Source organism: Pseudomonas sp. LBUM1670 (genome assembly GCF_059695695.1).
This window is the reverse complement of record NZ_CP166783.1, coordinates 5,646,632-5,665,416: the sequence shown is the minus strand read 5'-3', so window position 1 is coordinate 5,665,416 and position 18,785 is coordinate 5,646,632. Positions and strand designations below refer to the sequence as shown.

Genomic DNA, 18,785 nt, shown 5'->3' with positions numbered 1-18,785 from the left:
CGAAAGGAAAGAAAAATGTGGGCCTGAAGAGCAGGCACAAGTCAGCCAATGTAGCGGCTGACCGGACTATTGCCTAGTGGCGAGTGCTGGTCGGTATCAATCGGCCGTGCGGATGACTCGCGTTTTCGTGACCTGAGCCGGCGCGAAATGGCAGGTAAACGTACTGCCGTGGCCCGGCACGCTGCTGATCTCCATCCGTGCGCGGTGGCGCAGCAACACGTGTTTGACGATCGCCAACCCAAGCCCGGTGCCACCGGTGTTGGAGTTGCGGCTGGAGTCGACACGGTAGAAACGTTCGGTCAGGCGCGGCAGGTGTTTGCTGTCGATGCCGATGCCGGAGTCCTGCACGCTCAGGTGCGCGCCTTGCTCGTCGCCCCACCAACGAATGCGGATATTGCCTTCGGCCGGGGTGTATTTCACCGCGTTGAACACCAGGTTGGAAAACGCGCTGCGCAGTTCGGCTTCGCTGCCCTTGAGCTGAATCGTCGGGTCGGCTTCGAGGGTGATGCGCTGATTTTTTTGCCCGGACAGTTGCTGAGCGTCGCCGGTGATCGATTGCAGCAAGTTGTCGATGGTCACGGGCTGATTGTCCGACGGGTAATCGGTGGCTTCCAGTTTGGCCAGCAGCAGCAAGTCGTTGAGCAACGTCTGCATGCGCCCGCCTTGTTGCTGCATTTGCTGCAAGGCACGGCTCCAGCGCGGGTTCACCTCCTCGACATTGTCGAGCAGGGTTTCCAGATAACCGCAGATCACCGTCAGCGGCGTGCGCAATTCGTGGGAGACGTTGGCGATGAAGTCCTTGCGCATCTGTTCCAGCTGATGGATACGCGTCACGTCGCGCACCAGCATCAAGTGTTCGTTGTTGCCGTAGCGGGTGATGTACAGCTGAATACGGACGCGGTCGTTGGTCGGTGACGGGATTTCCAGCGGCTCGGCGTAGCTGTCCTGCTCGAAGTATTCCTTGAAGCGCGGATGGCGTACGAGGTTGGTCACCGGCTGGCCGCTGTCCTGCGGCGTCTTGAGACCGAGCAGGGTTTCCGCCGCGCGGTTCCACCATTCGAGGTTGCCGTCGGTGTCGAGCATGATCACCGCGTCTTTCAACGCGGCAGTGGACTCCTGGACCCGGTCGATCACCGCTTGCAGGCGTCCGCGCACGCGTTGGTCGCGGCGTTGCAGGTGATAGATGCTGTCGAACACTTCGCCCCACAGGCCATAGCCATCGGGCGGTGCATCTTCGGTTTTGTGCAGGCGCAGCCACTCGTGCAGACGCAGCAATTGCTTGAGGGTCCAGGCCAGGTAAAGGCCCAGGCCCGCGGCGAGGCTCCAGCCGTAGTAGCCGGTAACCAGGCCGATCACCAGGCAGGCGGTGACCAGCAGCAGCATGTGGCGAATCAGGGTGCCATGCCAGTTTTGGTTCACTTGAACGCGTGTCCTTGTCAGCTTGTCGGGCGGGAAGGGTACGGATCAGGCTTTGGTGGAAAACCGGTAGCCGGTGCCGCGCACGGTTTGTACCAGATTTTCGTAAGCATCGCCGAGGGCTTTGCGCAGACGACGGATGTGCACGTCGACGGTGCGCTCTTCGACATACACATTGCCGCCCCAGACCTGGTCCAGCAACTGGCCACGGGTGTAGGCGCGTTCCTGGTGGGTCATGAAGAATTGCAGCAAACGATATTCGGTCGGGCCCATCTCGGCAGGTTTGCCGTCGATGGTCACACGGTGGCTGATCGGGTCCAGCAGCAGACCGCCGACTTCGATCGGTGCCTCGCCGTCGGTAGGTCCGGCACGGCGCAGCACAGCCTTCAAGCGCGCGACCAGTTCACGTGGGGAAAAAGGTTTGGTGATGTAATCGTCGGCGCCGACTTCCAGGCCCTGGATCTTGTTGTCCTCTTCGCCCTTGGCGGTGAGCATGATGATCGGGATGTCCCCGGTCAGCTCATCGCGCTTGAGGCGGCGGGCCAACTCGATGCCGGAGGTGCCGGGCAGCATCCAGTCGAGCAGGATCAGGTCTGGTTTGCGGTCGACAATGATGGCGTGGGCCTGCTGCGAGTTCTCGGCCTCCAGACAGTCATAGCCGGCCATTTCCAACGCAACGGCGATCATTTCGCGAATGGGCGCTTCGTCGTCGACGATCAGAATGCTCCTGCCAACCATGCCATTAATCCTCTTGTCATTTAACTGTCTTGCGCCGCATTAGATAACGGAATTATTGCAGTCGTGTGACACTATTTTAGTCGACCGGCGATTGTCATGATCCTGAACTAAGCTTTAAGTCCGAACCCTGACAACCACAAAAGGAAGGTTTCCATGAAGCACATTGCTCAATCCTGGAAGGCTCTGCTGGTCACGGCTGCGCTAACGCTGCCGACATTGGCCTTCGCCGACGAGCCGGCGATGATGAAAGACGGGATGATGGTCGATCACAAGGGCATGACGGTGTACACGTACGACAAGGACTCGGGCGGCAAGTCGATGTGCAACGGCGAGTGCGCTGAATACTGGCCGCCAATGATGGCGCCGGCGGGCGCCAAGGCCGAAGGCAAGTGGAGCGTCATCAAGCGTGATGACGGAAAGATGCAATACGCCTATGACGGCAAGCCGCTGTACACCTTTCAGAAGGACAAAAAGCCCGGAGACATGACGGGCGACAAGATGAAAGACGTGTGGCACGTGATGCGCGAGCATAAGTAAGTGATTCGCTGAAGCCGTAAAAAGATCGCAGCCTGCGGCAGCTCCTACGTTGGAATACCGTTCCATGTAGGAGCTGCCGCAGGCTGCGATCTTTTCGCTATCTCAACGCAACCCATAATCCAGCACAATCCCGACAAAAATCGCCAACCCCGCCCAATGGTTGTGCAAAAACGCCTTGAAGCAACGCATCCGGTCCTTGCCACGGGTGTACCAGAACTCCCAGGCAAAACAGCCCGCCGCCGCCAGCAATCCCAGGTGGAACCAGCCCCCAAGTTCGAATTTCGATCCGGCCAGCAGCAGGCAACCCAACGCCAGACCTTGCAGCGTCAGGATGATCACCCGGTCTGCCTCGCCAAACAGAATCGCCGTGGATTTCACACCGATCTTCAAATCGTCGTCGCGATCGGTCATCGCGTAATACGTGTCGTAGGCGACGGTCCATAGCAGGTTGGCGATCCACAGCAACCACGCAGCCGCTGGCAGTTCACCGGTTTCGGCGGTGAACGCCATCGGCATCCCCCAGGAAAACGCCGCGCCCAGCACCACTTGCGGGTAATAGGTGTAGCGCTTCATAAAAGGGTAACTGAAGGCGAGCGCCAGGCCGCCGAACGATAGCCAGACCGTCGCCGCGTTGGTGCACATCACCAGCAGGAAACTCACGCCCATCAACAGCGCAAAAAACACCAAAGCTTCCCTGGAGCTGATCTTGCCGCTCACCAGTGGCCGTTGTTCGGTGCGTTTCACATGGCCATCGACCTTGCGGTCCGCCCAGTCATTGATCACGCAGCCCCCAGCGCGGGTCAGCACCACGCCGAGGACGAAGATCACTACGTTGGCCAGCGAGGGCGAGCCTTTACCGGCAATCCACAGCGCCCACAGCGTCGGCCACAGCAGCAGGTAAATGCCGATCGGCTTGTCCATGCGCGTCAGCTGAATGAAATCCCAGGCCCGAGGGTTCACGCGGTTCAGGGACTTGAGCAGGCTCTGGTACATCAGCAGTTCTCCGGATGGGCGCGGGTGGCGAGCCACAAGGTCGGCAGGAAAATCTCGGCCACCAGCACGCTCAAGGCGCCACGGTCGAAGCGCGAGCGACGGCCCCACAATTCAGCTGCCCGGCACTCCAGCGGCAACCAATCCTGAGGATAGTGACAAACCTCGATGGCGCGCCGTTGAAACGCCTGATCACAGAACAGTAATTCGCCCAGCGAGCGGCTGCCCAGTTCGTCCATGTGCAACCCATCGCCCTGCAATGCACTGCGTGCCGCCACGCTTCGGGCGAACACCCAAGCTTCCCCGTGGCCGCGCAAATACACCTCGCGCACCCAGCCTTCACTGCCTTTGGCCAGGTCCAGCGCCGCACATTCGTCTGCGCGCAGCGGTTGCCAGCCTTCGAACAGCGGCGTGACGCTGAAGCTTTCATTCGACAGGCGGATCAGCCGTCGGGTCAGCGAACCTTCGTCGAACAACCAGTCGAGAATAGAGGCGTCGGGGAGGGGCGAGAGTCGGCTTTGGGGAAGCCAGAATGGAGGTTTTGAGTGCGGCACAGTGAGTCATTATTGGCAGCAAATGAGGCGGCGAGCTTACCATGTCACCCGGCGATTTTGATTGAACCGGCGCGCCATTGCGCCGAACAGGCTTGCAACTGCCGGGCCCGATCAGTACAAAACGCCCTGAGCCGGACGGCAACGCTGCAACCATCGACCGTTCGCGCCGGCAATAAGCCTGAACCCTGAGGAAGTACCTGAATGAAAAAGTGGCAATGTGTGGTCTGTGGCCTGATCTATAACGAAGCCGACGGCTGGCCGGATGACGGCATTGCGCCGGGCACCCTGTGGCAAGACGTGCCGGAAGACTGGCTGTGCCCGGACTGCGGCGTTGGCAAGATGGATTTCGAAATGATTGAAATCAACTAAGACATTTGAGAGGAGTAGAGAATGAACGCACCTGTCGTGATCGTCGGCACCGGGCTCGCTGGCTACAACCTGGCCCGGGAGTTTCGCAAACTCGATGGTGAAACACCGCTGCTGCTGATTACCGCCGATGACGGACGCTCCTACTCCAAGCCGATGCTCTCCACGGGCTTCGGCAAGAACAAAGACGCCGACGGCCTGAGCATGGCCGAACCGGGTGCGATGGCCGAGCAACTGAAAGCCGAAGTGCGCACCCACACGCGCATCAGCGGCATCGACCCTGGCCACAAGCGCCTGTGGATCGGCGAAGAATCGGTGATCTACCGCGACCTGATCCTGGCCTGGGGCGCCGAAACCGTGCGCGTGCCTATCGAGGGTGATGCGGCGGACGCCGTGTTCCCGATCAACGACCTCGAAGACTACGCGCGCTTCCGTGCGGCAGCGGCCGGCAAACGTCGGGTGTTGTTGCTCGGTGCCGGCCTGATCGGTTGCGAGTTCGCCAACGACCTGATCCTTGGCGGTTACGAGGTGCAACTGGTTGCACCGTGCGAACAGGTCATGCCGACCCTGCTGCACCCGGCAGCCGCTGCTGCAATCCAGGCCGGGCTCGAAAGCCTGGGCGCACGTTTCCACCTCGGGCCGGTGCTCAACCGCTTGCAGCGTGTTGAAGATGGATTGGAAGCGCATCTGTCGGACGGTCAAGTCATCCCGTGCGACGTGGTGGTGTCGGCCATCGGCCTGCGCCCGCGCATCGACCTGGCGGCTGCGGCCGGTGTGCAGGTCAATCGCGGTGTGGTCGTCGACCGTCACCTGAAAACCTCTCACGCCAATATCTACGCACTGGGCGACTGCGCCGAAGTCGATGGGCTGAATCTGTTGTACGTCATGCCCCTCATGAGCTGTGCGAGAGCGCTGGCACAAACCCTCGCCGGCAACCCGACGGCCGTGAACTATGGCGCGATGCCGATCACCGTCAAAACGCCGGTTTGCCCATTGGTGGTTTCACCGCCGCCACGGGGTTTGGAGGGCGTGTGGACGGTCGAAGGGCAGGGCGCTGACATCAAGGTTTTATGCCGCGATGCCGCCGGAAAACTGCTCGGTTATGCCCTGACCGGCACGGCTGTGATGGAGAAACTTGCGCTGAACAAAGAGCTTCCGCCGCTGCTGGCGTAAATACCAGTCGTTCTGTCGGAATCACCCCGCTTTTGCCCCCACAAACGTCGCGCCGAGACTGGCGCGGCTCTTTCGTGCGTGCCATTCTCACTCCTGTCTGCCGCAGAGTAGAGCACCTGCGGCGCTTTGGGCGCTGTTCCACGAGAACAGCACGGACATAACAACAAAAAACCGTCAAAGGGGCTTCACTAATGCGTAAACCAGAACTCGCCGCCGCCATCGCGGAAAAAGCAGATCTCACCAAAGAGCAGGCCAATCGTGTACTCAACGCCGTTCTCGAAGAAATCACCGGCGCTCTGCACCGCAAGGACAGCGTGACGCTGGTAGGCTTCGGCACCTTCCTGCAACGCCACCGCGGCGCCCGCACCGGCAAAAACCCGCAAACCGGTGAGCCCGTTAAAATCAAGGCCAGCAACACCGTTGCGTTCAAGCCGGGTAAATCGTTGAAAGACAGCGTTAATCCGTAAGTAGTATTCCCCTCCCGCGTAGCCGGGCAGCGGAATAAAAAATGGGCACGCCAACGTGGTTGGGTGCCCATTTTTTGTGGGTGACGGATTAGCTCGCGGAGGCTTCCTGCCTGGCGAAAATCGCCCCTATCTCCGGGTCATCCAGTGTGATCCACGTAAACGGTAACGCTGGATTCCTGATTAAACGCCCACCCCTGTAGGAGCGAGCTTGCTCGCGATGAACCTGAGAACACCGCGGGGTATCAGATTTCCAGCGTTGTCGTTAACCACCATCGCGAGCAGGCTCGCTCCCACAAAAAGCCGCGTGCTTGGTTGTTCATCCATCGGTCGCTAAAACCATGTGGGCAAACTCTTTCTTGCTTGGCCGAAAATCAATGTGCTGCTCCAAGTGCGCGCGCCATGCAGATTCAAGCACGGGTCCATCAAGATCGCCGTCGGTAGCGATATAAGCAGCGGCATCGTCCTTCACCGCCTGGACGTAGTGTTTGGAGAGGCCATCCTTGGTGGCGTCCGACGTCGAAACAAACGGCCCGACCGTTGTGAAGAGCAACCCAAATCCAGTTGTTGCCGAGTAATCAAGGGGGCTGAATTCGCAGCGACCATAGCGGCAAAATTCAGCCCGAACAGAATCGCTAGTTATGAGTGTAAACATGGCGACCCAATAGCGCCCAAATGCCACGGTCCATTTTTTATTGTGTCGACTAGCCATGAACTGATTGAACTCCCTGTTTATTGGCGCGCTTCCATGAGCGATGTGCCGCACCCACTCAACATTGAGTGTGCCTGTGCAAAGTAACGAGGCCGAGAGGCACTTCAAGGCCAAGGAGGCCCATTCGGACGCGTCCTACATGTGTTCCGGAAACAGGGAAGATATCTGTGTTGGTTTTTGTGCTCGCAGCTGTGTGCTGGGCATCCTGACGAGAAAAACCCCGATGGGGAGAAACCCGCCATCAGGGTTATTTACTGCTTGGTGAGTTATCCGACCTGGTTTTCTTGCTTGGCGAAAATCGCCGCCATCTCCGGCTCATCCAGATGATCCAGCGCGCGCTCCACCAACAAATGCACCCCGTCGGCCATGCGGCTGAGCGCCAGGGCTTTGGAGCGGCGTGAGCCGTCCACACCGTCGGCGAGGTCGGCAGCGATGGCGCTGATGGACAGCAGGTCTTCCGAGGCGTTGGAGAGGAGTGTTTCGGTGTTGATGCCTGGGCATACGCAGAAGAGTTGGCCGTTGTGTTCTGGTGATTTCGATTCGGCTGGCGGGAAGGGTTGATCGAGAGCGCGCTCGGCGGCTTCGTTGAGTTTGTTTGAGTCGGGGCTTTCGTATGGGGAGATCGGATCGGCGTCTGGCGGGTTTGGTGTGACCTTGAACATGGTAACTTTCCTATAGTAGGGCCGTGACCATCTCGCGACTAAACGAAAGGGAGGCGGCTGTGCGCAAGTTAGTCGACCGGTAAAGCCACCAAAACCCGGCGCGCCCGAGGGCGCCATGCGCACAACCACCATCAAGTGCAGGCGAACACCTGACTGGATGACATTTGTGCAACCGTAGATGACTAGCCGGGCGACTAAACCCGATCACTGATGAGCAGTGACACGAATCAAGTTACCGACCAGCCCCAAGGCGCACAAGCCGGCGGATTCTGGCGTAGCCGTAGGCAACGACGCAAGGTGTTGTAGCTTGCAGGAAGTAACCTTGAGCCGTTTTAAACAAGCGCTGTTGAGCGGGGTTTAATCCGCAGAACAGCAGCGCCTGCACATCAACAAAACCTTCACAGACCGAGCGTATTAACGACGGCGAAAGCATGCTTTGCCATTGCCAAAATCGACCGCGAGGCAGTTGGGCTCAATGGCCAATTGGAGGTCGTCAAACAAGACGCCCAGATTACTTTCCGTATCGTCGGTCAATGGCTCCCAACCAAAGTTCAGCCACCGCTCCGAAGGTGCGACGTCAAACCACTTTATATCGGCAGTGGAGTCATGCGAGCGCATGCCGATTTTTTGCAAGGTTCGAGTAGGGTTGAAGGGGAGGGTTAATTGCTTTTGGCTGGAATTGGCCCACACGCTCTGCTGGGTCGAGCCGTCCTTAAACTGCCAGTACACATCGACCGGTTTGATCGTCGGCGGGGTGACTTCATAGGCCAACGTCATCATGTAGTTGCTCTTGAGACGTTCGGTTGCGCTGGAATCATCTCGCAGGTATCTCTGCGTTTCGAGAAGACCCATCTCATCAGGCGTTCCAAACGATATGAGTTGGTTCTTTGGTTTTTTCCACCAAATGGTAAGCGCGCGAGTGGTAGGTGAAACCTCGTACCACTTAGTTGGCCCCGAACTTCTACTGGTGCCGAAACCAATTTTTTTCAGCGTTTTTTGTGGATCGTAGGGTAGCCAAAATTCTCCCGATTTCGTTGAACTCAAGAGCAACTGGCTCGAGGCACCCAGCGAGAACTCAAAGTAGGCATATACGGGCTCAATCTCCGGACTCCGGGCGTAGTGGCTGTACACCATCTGCAAGACATAGTTGTCCCGTACAGGCTGATAAAATTTGTCATACGTGAGATACGGTTCGAGATATGAAAAGCTGTGACGGCTACGAGCATGAAACTCCAATTCCTTTGGAGGCCGAGAGGTGGCGTCAGTCTTTAGCGTTACGGTATTGTCCTCGACATGCCAACTCCCTTTGGCAATACCGTCAGCGCTTCCATAAGCGATCCCTCCGGAAAAGGTACCGTCCTTTCGCAGCAGCAACTCCGCCCCCATTTCCATTGCTCCATGCAAAAAATAATGTCCTTCCAGCGACTTGGAATCTGCTGCCGCGTAAGCAAAGGGCTGCCACATAAATGCTACGAAAAATAATGTTCTTAAATCCATGTAATGGCTCTCCTTACCAGCTTCCAAATGGAATGCCGAATTTTTCGATGTAGGCTTTGGACTCCGCTGACAAAGGCAGAGCATAACGGCCTTCATTTTTCCCCTGAGAGGGACCTTGTGTATTGATGGTGCCCACTATTGGCAAATAACCACCTCCAAGGTCTGAGTGCACACCGGGTAAAACCAGGTCTGTATCACCGAGGCTATTGAGGGCGAAATTTTCGCGGACTTCATCTCGCGCGACCAAGTGCACTATCTTTTCAGCACAGCCGTCGGGGAGTCTGAGATTGACTCCCGGGTTTCTACTGTTGGCGACCGTAAAATCGAGAAAACCAGGCTTGGCAATGGCTGCAACGGTATCGAACAGGCCAATAAAGTTGATGGCAACACCGGCTTTTATGCGCCAGTTAAAGCTAGGTGAAAAGATCGCTGACGTGGCGGGGAGTGCCAGCGCTAAAGCGCTTTTTTCACCGGTAAGCACTTCGTTCGCAAAATGCCGGGCCGCTGCAGCACCTCGACTGAAACCAAAAATGTCGAACTCGATTTTTTCGACAACTACGCTTGGGTTTTCCTCCTGGAACAACCGTATTTGCTTCAGGATTTTTGCCGGGGTCTGTTCAACACGAGCAACTACACCTGTTTCGCCCCTACCTGTGATCAGGCCGTGGTACGAGTCATCGCCGTTGCTTTTAGTGCCGATACCTTCCACGTAGATACGCAAAAAGGCTTTTTCCTCGTTCGCGGGAATAGGTTTGGATGAGTGATCGGCATACAGGTCGAAAAGCCTGGCGATGTTGCTCACATCATTCCCATAACTATTGTCCGGCGAGCTCCCGTTGCCGTCATACCCATAAGCCGCACAATACTTCCGTACCTCCTCGGCTGCCTCCTCCAATTTGGCATCCGGTGCAAAACACGCTGCAACGGTTTCACTGTTGGCTTTGTTGTTGCCCGTGCCATCGAAGAACACCCCAATCCGCAACGTAATCCCTTCTTCTTCGACCTCTTCCTCTTCTTCCTCCAGCTCATCCGCTTCATTCGCTTCCGATGGCGAAGGCTCAGATGCGACGGCTACCAACACACCCGTCGCTGCCCCCTGCAGCAACGTATGCACAGGCGTACCCGGCATCGGAGCCCCCCCGACATCAATCGCGCTACTGCTAAAAATGCCATCGGCGCTAACCACGATGTGCTCGCCGCCGACCTTCACGGAAATGCTCTCACCTGCGCTAATCACCAAGTGTGTACTTGCCTTGATGTGCACGTGCTGACCGGCTTCGATAACCAGCGTTTCATCAGATCTTGTGTGGCTGTCGCCAGAGACATGCAGGTAGTCGTTGCCGCTAACCTGGATTTTTCGATCCGATGTGATAGTGAGGTGTTCTTCAGATCCCAGTACCGTAATACGGTCGCCCTTGATGGTGACTCGACTGTCATTACCCACTTCCAGCCGGCTGTCATTTCCAACCTTCTGCTCCATATCCCGCTGAGCACGCAGGTGGACCAACTCATCGCCAGCGCGATCGTCCATCGACAGTTCGTTGTAGCCACCCGTGGTGGGCGAGCTGTGGGTACGCAGTACGGTTTTGGTTTTATTTTCGGGCAATGGGTAGGCCGGCGGTGTGACCCTGTTGATGAAGCAGCCGGTTACCAACGGATTATCGGGATTGCCTTCGAGGTAGGTGACGATCACTTCCATCCCGATACGCGGAATGACCACTGTGCCGAAGTTGTTCCCCGCCCAGCTGGACGCTACCCGTAGCCAGCAACTGCTGTTTTCGTTGTTGCGCTCAGTCCGGTCCCAATGAAATTTGACTTTGACGCGGCCGTATTCGTCGCAGTAAATCTCCTCACCGACAGGCCCGGTGACGCGGGCGGTCTGGCAATTCAGCAGGGGTCTTGGTGCCGGTGTCGGTGGCCGATAAAACACATCCCAGGGAATTGCACTGAAGCTGTTGCGGTAGCCCTGAACAAAGCCGTCCTCAGGTTTGGTCGTGTTGGTGGCGAACTCCTGGAGCACCTGAGGTTGCTTGCCGGTGTGAGTGACGCTCAGCAGCAGCCAGAGATCGTTGTACGTTTCGTGTGGGGAGTTAGTCAGGCTGAAAAAGTGGCCGCTGCGCAGTGTTGGCTGGTCGCTTTTGCCTTCGGCCAACTGATAATCGACTCGATGCCGTTCCAGTGCCTGCCGGGCAAGTTCTTTGCCGCGTTTTTCGCTCTCTAATGGCAGCGGGTAGCTATAGTCTTCCAGCTCGGGACTGAACTCAGCGGTAAAGCGACTTTCCAGCAACGCGTTCGGGCGTTTCAGGTCGTAGTCACGGCGGCTAACGATGCTGGGGCGGGTTTTGAACCCCATGGAAAACTGGTTGACGACCGGATGCTCCGCGACCATGCCGGACTCTTGCTGATACAGGGTTTCGCCCAGTTTTGGGAAGTAGGTCTGGTCGTCGGTAAACACCAGCATATGGCCTTGCGAAGAGTGCTGGTGATGCCACGCAATGCCGTCCTCGGCGCAGAGTCGCTGGACAAACTCCAAATCATTTTCACGGTATTGAGTGCAGTATTCACGCGGGGGATTTGCTTTGACGTGGAAAGTGAATGCATCGGTGTGAATGCCGTGCCCTTTGAGGACCTGAGCGATGATTTGCGGCACGGTCTGACTTTGAAAAATCCGCTGATCCTGGCTGAATTGCAGGTAATGCAGCGCCGGCACCAGGTGCACTCGATAACGGGTCAGGCGTTTACCAACATCACCTTCAGACGCACCTTCGATGTGTCCGTGAATACCTTCGCCGTTATGGCCGAATTGCAGAAATGCAGGTTGGTGAAGCAGGCTCTCCAGATCGATATTGGGATATTCGCTGACCAGATCGACGCTGATTGAATACAACGCGCTGATGGTTTCAGTGCCTTCAAAAGCCAGGACTTTAAAATCGTTGGGAACGTTGGGGATCGTTAGGGTGAATTGAGGGGCATTGGCGGGTGCGAGCATGCGCTTACGTGTCCAGCGTTGCCTGCATGTCCCACGCGCCGTTCATTGCGGCGGCCGGCCCGAAATTCTTCGGCCTGGAAAGCTTTACCGGCCTGCCGGACCTGAAGGATCTGAAAGATCACTTCGACGGCCCGCAATTCGCCAAATGGCAGAGTTTCCGCGAGTCGGAAGACTCCCGTTACGTTGGCCTGACCGTGCCGCGTTTCCTGCTGCGTAATCCGTACGACCCGGAAGAAAACCCGGTCAAATCGTTCGTGTACAAGGAAACCGTCGCCAACAGCCACGAGCATTACCTGTGGGGCAACACCGCCTACGCGTTCGGCACCAAGCTGACCGACAGCTTCGCCAAATTCCGCTGGTGCCCGAACATCATCGGCCCGCAGAGCGGTGGCGCGGTTGAAGACCTGCCGTTGCACCACTTCGAAAGCATGGGCGAAATCGAAACCAAGATCCCGACCGAGGTACTGGTCAGCGACCGTCGTGAATACGAACTGGCCGAGGAAGGTTTCATCTCCCTGACCATGCGCAAAGGCTCCGACAAGACACGCCCGAGTTCCTGAGTTTCCGCAACATCACCCCGGCCACGTCGAGCTTCGCGCCGCCGCTGAACCGCGACTTCCTGTGGAAGCTGATCAGCAACATGTCGCTTAACTATTTGTCCCTGGCCGACGTCAACGCGTTGAAGGTGATTCTCGAAACCTACGACCTGCCGCGCTATTACGACCAACACGCGGAAAAAGTCAGCAAGCGCCTGCTAGGCGGGCTCAAGTCGATCAAGCACCAACACGTCGATCGACTGCACCGAGGGTTGCCGGTACGCGGGTTGCGCACCGAGCTGACCATCGACCCGGAAGGGTATATCGGCGAGGGCGACCTGTTCGTTTTCGCCTCGGTTCTCAACGAGTTTTTCGCGCTTTACGCCAGTCTCAATTCGTACCACGAGCTGCGGGTAAAAAGTACACAAGGAGAGGTGTACCAATGGACACCACGTATGGGCCTGCAGCCGCTTCTTTAAGCGGACTGACCCGAGGAATACGCGAGTACTCGCTGTTTCAGGCCGTGCTGCTGGTGGTTGACCGGCTGCGCGAGGCCCACCCGCACCTGAGCGAAGATGACCTGTACGACCAGCTGGAATTCCAGGCCAACCCGAGCCTGGGTTTCCCTGGCAGCGACGTCGATCGCGTGGAGTTTTTCCACGAGCACGGGCAGATGCGCGCGCGCCTGCGGTTCAACCTGATCGGCCTGGTCGGTTCCGGTTCGCCGCTGCCGGCGTTCTACGGCGAACAGGCGTTGGGCGACAGCGAAGATGGCAACCCGACCCGCCACTTCCTCGACCTGTTTCACCATCGCCTGCAACGACTGATGTTGCCGATCTGGCGCAAGTACCGCTACCGCGCCAGCTTCCAGAGCGGCGCGCTCGATCCATTCTCCGCGCAGCTTTTCGCGTTGATCGGCCTCGGCGGCGAAGAGATCCGCAAGGCCCAGGAACTGAACTGGAAACGCCTGCTGCCGTACCTCGGTTTGCTCAGCTTGCGGGCGCACTCGGCGGCGCTGATCGAAGCGGTGCTGCGTTACTACTTCAAGCACGCCGAACTGACCATCGAACAGTGCATCGAACGCCGCGTGGAAATTCTCGACGAGCAGCGCAATCGTCTGGGCCGCGCCAACAGCCTGCTCGGCGAAGACCTGGTGCTGGGCGAACACGTGCGCGACCGCAGCGGAAAATTCCGCATTCACATCCGCGAACTCGACTGGCAACGCTTTCACGAATTCCTGCCGATCGGTTTCGGCTACCAGCCGCTGTGCGCGCTGGTGCGGTTCACCCTGCGCGACCCGCTCGATTACGACATTCGCCTGGTGTTGCGCCAGGAAGAAATTCGCGAACTGCGCATCGGTGAGCAGAACGCCTGTCGCCTCGGATGGACCAGTTGGCTCGGCCGTGAAAAAGCCGACGGCGTGGTGACCCTGGGCAGCAAAATTCATTAAGGACAGATGACCAATGATCAACGTAGACCTGCAACAACTTATCCAGGCGCTGGACGCCGAAACCCGTCGTGATCTGGAAAGTTCTGCCGAGCGCTGCGTCGCCCGTGGCGGCAGCAAGATCCTCGTCGAAGACTTGCTGCTGGGCCTGCTGGAGCGCCCGCAAGGCTTGCTCGCACGCGCGCTGCAAGACGCCGAAGTGGATGCCGGCGAGCTGAGCGCCGCGTTGCAATCGCGGGTCGAGCACAGCGCCTCGCGCAACCCGGTGTTCGCCCCGGAACTGGTGCAGTGGCTGCAAGATGCGTTGCTGGTGGCCAACCTTGAGCTGGGTCAGAGCCAGGTTGAGCAAGCCGCGCTGATTCTCGCGCTGCTGCGTAACCCGATGCGTTACGCCGGCAGCCGCTACCAGTCGTTGCTGGCCAGACTGAACATCGAGCGCCTGAAAGAATTCGCCCTGTCGCAGAAAGAACAACCGGCCACCGGTAAGCCTGCCGTGCCGGGCGAATCGCTGCTGGAGCGCTTCACTCATAACCTGACCCAACAGGCCCGCGACGGCAAACTGGACCCGGTGCTGTGCCGTGATGGCGCGATCCGGCAGATGGTCGACATCCTTGCCCGTCGCCGCAAGAACAACCCGATCGTGGTCGGTGAAGCCGGCGTCGGTAAAACCGCGATCGTCGAAGGTCTGGCTTCGCGCATTGCTGCCGGTGAAGTGCCGCAAGTCTTGAAAGGCGTGGAGTTGCTTTCGCTGGACATGGGCCTGTTGCAGGCGGGCGCCAGCGTCAAAGGTGAATTCGAACGTCGCCTCAAAGGCGTGATCGACGAAGTCAAAGCTTCGCCGAAACCGATCATTCTGTTCATCGACGAAGCCCATACGCTGATTGGCGCAGGCGGCAATGCCGGTGGTTCCGATGCGGCCAACCTGCTCAAGCCTGCGTTGGCGCGCGGCGAGTTGCGCACCATCGCCGCTACCACGTGGGCGGAGTACAAGAAGTACTTCGAAAAAGACCCGGCGCTGGCCCGTCGCTTCCAACCGGTGCAACTGCACGAACCGACCGTCAGCGAAGCGGTGACTATCCTCCGTGGTTTGGCTCAGGTTTACGAGAAGAGCCACGGCATCTATCTGCGCGATGACGCGGTGGTGGCGGCGGCGGAATTGTCTGCCCGTTACCTCGCCGGTCGTCAGCTTCCAGACAAGGCTGTCGATGTGCTCGACACTGCCTGCGCCCGCGTACGCATCAGCCTCGCCGCCGCCCCGGAAAGCCTTGAGCGCCTGCGTGGCGAGCTGGCTGAAGGGGGCCGTCAGCGTCAGGCGCTGCGTCGTGATGCTGAAGCCGGTTTGCTGATCGATCACGAAGCACTCGACGCGCTGGAAGATCGTCTGGCCGCAGCCGAAGACGAAATGGTCGCCCTCGAAACGCTGTGGGCCGAACAGAAAGAACTCGCCGAACGTCTGCTGGATCTGCGCCAGCAACTGGCCAAGGCTCGCGAAGCGGCTGCCGTCACGGTTGAAGAAGACGCCGAAGGCAGCGTGATCGAAACGCTACCGGTCGACGAAACTGATCTACACGTTCCCTTATAAAGCCGCTGATGAACTCGTTGCCAAACTCAATTCTGCAGCCTATAAACGCTGGGCCGCAGGAGAGACGTAACGCTCACAATTAACAAAAAGACCCAAATTTACAGTTCACCTGTTTTAGCGGATGTGACGAAGATGTATTTGATCAAGAGTGATTTAGTCTTGCAGGAAGGAGTTGAGGCTGGTTGGCTGAAAATTATGTTTAAAACCCCAAAAGGAAAAGAGATTCGGGGTTGGGTCCAATGCAACGATGCCGATAGTTGCTAGTCGAGACTGAATAGTCGCAATGCGCTGTTGGGGCCGCTGCTGACTCGTAGCCCGGTCAACAGGAAGGGGACGTTAAGTCCCCTTCGTGATTTCTACTAGCCCTTCGCCCGATGCTCCGCCGGATCCGGCGAATCAATGTGATCCAACGCTCGCCCCACCAACAAATGCACACCGTCCGCCATTCTGCTGAGTGCCAGGGCGACGGAGCGGCGAGAGCCTTCTACACCGTCGGCCAGGTCGGCGGCGATGGCGCTGATGGATAGCAGGTCTTCCGAGGCGTTGGCCAGGAGGGTCTCGGTGTGGACGTCAGGGCAGACCATGAAGAGCGGGCCCATGCCTGGAGAGGGTTTTTCTTGGGGCGGAGCGAAGTGATGGTCGAGGGCGCGTTCGGCGGCTTCGTGAAGTTTTTTGGAATCGAAGGATTCGTAGGGGGATGTGGCTTCGTATTCGGGAGCATTGGGGGTCGGATTGGTCATCGGTGTAAATCCTTGGAGTTAATGAAATTTTTCTCCGGTTTCGGACTTGCACATCCGGTCGCCGATTTCGCGGCGACGGACAAAGGTTATCGGTGAAGATCAGGGATGCCTTGTTCATGAACAACGCCACGCATCGAAGGAAATGTCCGATAGCGTCGAGCGTAGAAAGCTCAATAAACCACAGCTTTTAAACAGCGACGTTTCACCAATGACTTGGTATTCATCAGCGCCAAAAAGCACGTCATCTTCTTCTAACACTGCACAATGGTGGCGTTCTCGCTTGAAGCCGCTACACTGCGCCGGCCGTTCATTTTCCTTTTGAGGCTGTGCGCATGAAATTTCGTTTTCTTCTGTGGATGCTGGGTTTGTTGATGGGTAAGGCCAGTCGGACTAATCCTGCGTTTCAGCAGCAGTTGGGTGACAAAGAGTTGGTGTTTCAGCTACAGACCCTGGACGGGAAAGTGGCGCGGCATTTCTTTGTGAAGGATCGGCGCATTACCAGTAAGTCGGGCGTGTATGCCGAGCCGGCGTTTGCGATTGGCTTTAAGGATGCGGCGTATGGTTTTGCCACGATGCAGGCGAAGAACAAGCAGTTGGCGTTTATGACGGGGGTTCAGGACAAGTCGATTCAGATCAAGGGCAACCCGGCGCTGGTGATCTGGTTTCAGGGGTTGACCAAGTATTTGAAGCCGCGCAAGGCCAAGCCTAAGGCTTGAGGTCTTTCAGATCGCTCGGGGATTCTTCGTCGGATCGCCGTCCGGGGCAAGTTCGCTTCTTCAGTCAGGCACACCTTGTTGGCTGGGTTTGCGACTGCTGCGCAGTCGAACGGGGATAAATCCGCTCGCCACAGGGGATGTGGTGATTCAGTTGGATTGGGGTGGATTCTTCGCGGGCAAGCCTTGCTCCTACAGGATATCGGTGATCCGTAGGAGCGAGCCTGCTCGCGAAGCTTTTAGGTTTGGGTGAATTGCGATGCGAGTTCGCGCAGCAGTACTTCGGCTTCGAGGACTTTAGTCACGACGTCGTTGGCTTTGTCGCGGGTCAGGCCGACGCGTTCCAGCAGGGCGTCGGGGATGTCTTCATCCGGGCCGGAGCCGATGCCGCGGCTGCGCAGTAGGCGCACGGACAGGCAAACGAGGTTCGGGTACTCGGCGTAGTCGCCGTCATAGCTCGGATCGTGCTGGAAGCGCAGCGCGGTGGCCAGTTCGTCCGGCATGTCCCAGTAGCGCATCAGCCATGAACCAATCTGCTCACGACTAATGCCCAGCAGGTGTTGCTCGACGTAGCTGTGACACAGGTGCGGGTTGACCTCCAGGTGGCGACAGATCAGCGAAAAGTGCGGCGGGAACACGTGCGCGAGCAGCAAGTAGCCGAAGTTGTGCAGCAGGCCGGCAAGGTAGGTGAGGCCGGCTTCCGGGCGCTGGGCGCGGGGCATGGCGCGGGTCAGGCCTTCGATGACGGCGGCGGTGTAGATCGATTGCTGCCAGTACGGCGTGGTGTGTTGCGGGTGGTCTTTGGGCAGGCTCAGGGTTTTGCCCAGTGCCAGGCCCAACGCGAGGTTGATCACCAGGTCGAAACCCAGCACCCGCACGATGGCGTCTTCCACTGAACGAATCTTGCCCGGCGACGCGTAGTACGGCGACGCCGCCCAGCTCACCACTTGTGCGGCCAGGGCCGGGTCGGTTTCGACCACGCCGGTGATGTCGTCGATGGTGGCGTTGGGGTCGACGCGCAGTTTGATGATTTTCTGCGCGGTCTCGGCCAGCGGCGGAATTTCGATGGTGGCTTCCAGGCGTTGCTGGATGCGGCGCGCGGTGAACGCTTGAACGGCCTGGGTGATTTCCTCACGGTCATCATCGGGGCGGTCGAGGTTCGGGCGGATGCTGGTCAGGTTCTCGCCGAAGTTCGCGGCGCTGGCCTTGGTCAGCATGGTTTTGAAGGCTTCGCTGGTGATTTCCAGCAGCACGCCCGGCTCGCCCGAGTTGATCAGCAACTTCGGTTCGCGCAGCAGGCTTTCTTCGTACAGGCACGGCGAGCTGGTCAGCGCCGGCAGGCCGGGCAGCAGGCTCAGGTTTTGTTTGCCGAGCATTTTTTCCAGGCGTTCTGTCGGTACGGCGGTGAGGCGGCGACCGGTCAGTTCCGCGAGGCGATTGAGATCGAGCAACTGGCTCTGCGGAAACAGCACCATCAGCGCGCCGACGGCGTCGTCGAGCAAAATCGCCTGCACTTTGCGCGAGGCGTTCAGGCCGTGGTGGTCGAGTACTTCTTCGTAGGTGATGCCCAGTTTGGCGAGCAGCACCCGAATAACAGACGGAGCATGCGGGGTTTCGGGGACGAGGGCAGCTTCAGTCATGGTCTGTATCCGTATTCAAACAATTGCAG

The 18,785-nt window shown here is 58.3% G+C and carries 16 protein-coding genes and 3 pseudogenes; 9 read left to right on the top strand and 10 right to left on the bottom strand.

What is annotated here, in order from left to right; genetic code table 11:
- Positions 1-96: 96 nt before the first annotated feature.
- Both phoR and phoB read right to left on the bottom strand, forming a co-directional pair.
- A complete protein-coding gene (gene phoR, locus ACA073_RS25995; RefSeq protein ID WP_497404234.1) occupies positions 97-1,383 on the bottom strand; it encodes a phosphate regulon sensor histidine kinase PhoR in 1,287 nt (428 codons plus the stop codon).
- 81 nt (positions 1,384-1,464) lie between these two features.
- The gene (phoB, locus tag ACA073_RS25990) at positions 1,465-2,154 is read right to left on the bottom strand and encodes a phosphate regulon transcriptional regulator PhoB (RefSeq protein WP_007896474.1); all 690 of its coding nucleotides are present in this window, start codon (positions 2,152-2,154) and stop codon (positions 1,465-1,467) included.
- 153 nt (positions 2,155-2,307) lie between these two features.
- Here phoB and ACA073_RS25985 point away from each other — a divergent pair, with 153 nt between their 5' ends.
- A complete protein-coding gene (locus tag ACA073_RS25985; RefSeq protein ID WP_497400531.1) occupies positions 2,308-2,691 on the top strand; it encodes a COG4315 family predicted lipoprotein in 384 nt (127 codons plus the stop codon).
- A 102-nt stretch (positions 2,692-2,793) separates the two neighbouring features.
- Here the strand turns inward: ACA073_RS25985 and ubiA are convergent, their stop codons facing one another.
- Entirely contained in the window at positions 2,794-3,684 is an 891-nt protein-coding gene (ubiA, locus tag ACA073_RS25980; RefSeq protein WP_497400529.1) for a 4-hydroxybenzoate octaprenyltransferase, read from the bottom strand.
- Positions 3,684-4,235 carry a chorismate--pyruvate lyase family protein gene (locus ACA073_RS25975; protein ID WP_497400527.1) on the bottom strand — a complete coding sequence of 184 codons (552 nt, stop codon included), beginning with the start codon at positions 4,233-4,235 and terminating at the stop codon, positions 3,684-3,686. Before ACA073_RS25975 ends, ubiA begins: the two co-directional genes overlap by 1 nt.
- A gap of 201 nt (positions 4,236-4,436) precedes the next feature.
- Here ACA073_RS25975 and ACA073_RS25970 point away from each other — a divergent pair, with 201 nt between their 5' ends.
- The 3 genes from ACA073_RS25970 (at position 4,437) to ACA073_RS25960 (ending at position 6,241) form a co-directional block, all read left to right on the top strand.
- On the top strand, positions 4,437-4,604 hold the full coding sequence (locus tag ACA073_RS25970) for a rubredoxin (RefSeq protein ID WP_007954349.1): 168 nt from the start codon (positions 4,437-4,439) through the stop codon (positions 4,602-4,604).
- Positions 4,605-4,625: 21 nt separating this feature from the next.
- Positions 4,626-5,774: an NAD(P)/FAD-dependent oxidoreductase gene (locus tag ACA073_RS25965; protein ID WP_497400525.1), complete on the top strand. Its 1,149-nt coding sequence runs from the start codon at positions 4,626-4,628 to the stop codon at positions 5,772-5,774.
- 191 nt (positions 5,775-5,965) lie between these two features.
- A complete protein-coding gene (locus tag ACA073_RS25960) occupies positions 5,966-6,241 on the top strand; it encodes an HU family DNA-binding protein (RefSeq protein ID WP_003213368.1) in 276 nt (91 codons plus the stop codon).
- Between the two features lie 316 nt (positions 6,242-6,557).
- Here ACA073_RS25960 and ACA073_RS25955 read toward each other — a convergent pair whose 3' ends face one another.
- The 4 genes from ACA073_RS25955 to tssI all read right to left on the bottom strand — a co-directional run bounded on the left by ACA073_RS25955 (position 6,558) and on the right by tssI (position 12,098).
- Positions 6,558-6,950 (bottom strand): DUF2388 domain-containing protein, encoded by a 393-nt coding sequence (locus tag ACA073_RS25955; RefSeq protein ID WP_497400523.1) that lies wholly within the window; start codon positions 6,948-6,950, stop codon positions 6,558-6,560.
- Between the two features lie 266 nt (positions 6,951-7,216).
- The gene (locus ACA073_RS25950) at positions 7,217-7,612 is read right to left on the bottom strand and encodes a DUF6124 family protein (RefSeq protein ID WP_497400521.1); all 396 of its coding nucleotides are present in this window, start codon (positions 7,610-7,612) and stop codon (positions 7,217-7,219) included.
- Positions 7,613-8,026: 414 nt separating this feature from the next.
- Entirely contained in the window at positions 8,027-9,109 is a 1,083-nt protein-coding gene (locus ACA073_RS25945; protein WP_497400519.1) for a hypothetical protein, read from the bottom strand.
- Between the two features lie 13 nt (positions 9,110-9,122).
- A complete protein-coding gene (tssI, locus tag ACA073_RS25940) occupies positions 9,123-12,098 on the bottom strand; it encodes a type VI secretion system tip protein TssI/VgrG (protein ID WP_497400517.1) in 2,976 nt (991 codons plus the stop codon).
- On the opposite strand from tssI, the pseudogene tssC reads away from it, so the two are divergent.
- From tssC to ACA073_RS25920, 4 genes and pseudogenes are all read left to right on the top strand, one after another.
- Positions 12,089-12,637: pseudogene (gene tssC / locus ACA073_RS25935) on the top strand (type VI secretion system contractile sheath large subunit); the annotation flags it as partial. The gene tssI and the pseudogene tssC sit on opposite strands and share 10 nt — an antisense overlap.
- A pseudogene (locus ACA073_RS25930) lies at positions 12,637-13,113 on the top strand (type VI secretion system baseplate subunit TssF); the annotation flags it as partial. The pseudogenes tssC and ACA073_RS25930, both read left to right, overlap by 1 nt.
- Positions 13,077-14,084 (top strand): type VI secretion system baseplate subunit TssG, encoded by a 1,008-nt coding sequence (gene tssG / locus ACA073_RS25925; protein ID WP_497400515.1) that lies wholly within the window; start codon positions 13,077-13,079, stop codon positions 14,082-14,084. The pseudogene ACA073_RS25930 and the gene tssG, both read left to right, overlap by 37 nt.
- Before the next feature lie 13 nt (positions 14,085-14,097).
- A pseudogene (locus ACA073_RS25920) lies at positions 14,098-15,639 on the top strand (AAA family ATPase); the annotation flags it as partial.
- 383 nt (positions 15,640-16,022) lie between these two features.
- Here the strand turns inward: ACA073_RS25920 and ACA073_RS25915 are convergent.
- Positions 16,023-16,403 (bottom strand): DUF6124 family protein, encoded by a 381-nt coding sequence (locus ACA073_RS25915; protein WP_497400513.1) that lies wholly within the window; start codon positions 16,401-16,403, stop codon positions 16,023-16,025.
- Between the two features lie 332 nt (positions 16,404-16,735).
- Here ACA073_RS25915 and ACA073_RS25910 point away from each other — a divergent pair, with 332 nt between their 5' ends.
- Complete coding sequence (locus ACA073_RS25910) at positions 16,736-17,119, top strand: helicase (RefSeq protein WP_497400511.1); 384 nt, start codon at positions 16,736-16,738, stop codon at positions 17,117-17,119.
- 236 nt (positions 17,120-17,355) lie between these two features.
- On the opposite strand, the gene ACA073_RS25905 is transcribed toward ACA073_RS25910, so the two are convergent.
- A complete protein-coding gene (locus tag ACA073_RS25905) occupies positions 17,356-18,756 on the bottom strand; it encodes an aminoacyl-tRNA deacylase and HDOD domain-containing protein (protein WP_497400509.1) in 1,401 nt (466 codons plus the stop codon).
- Between the last annotated feature and the right edge of the window lie 29 nt (positions 18,757-18,785).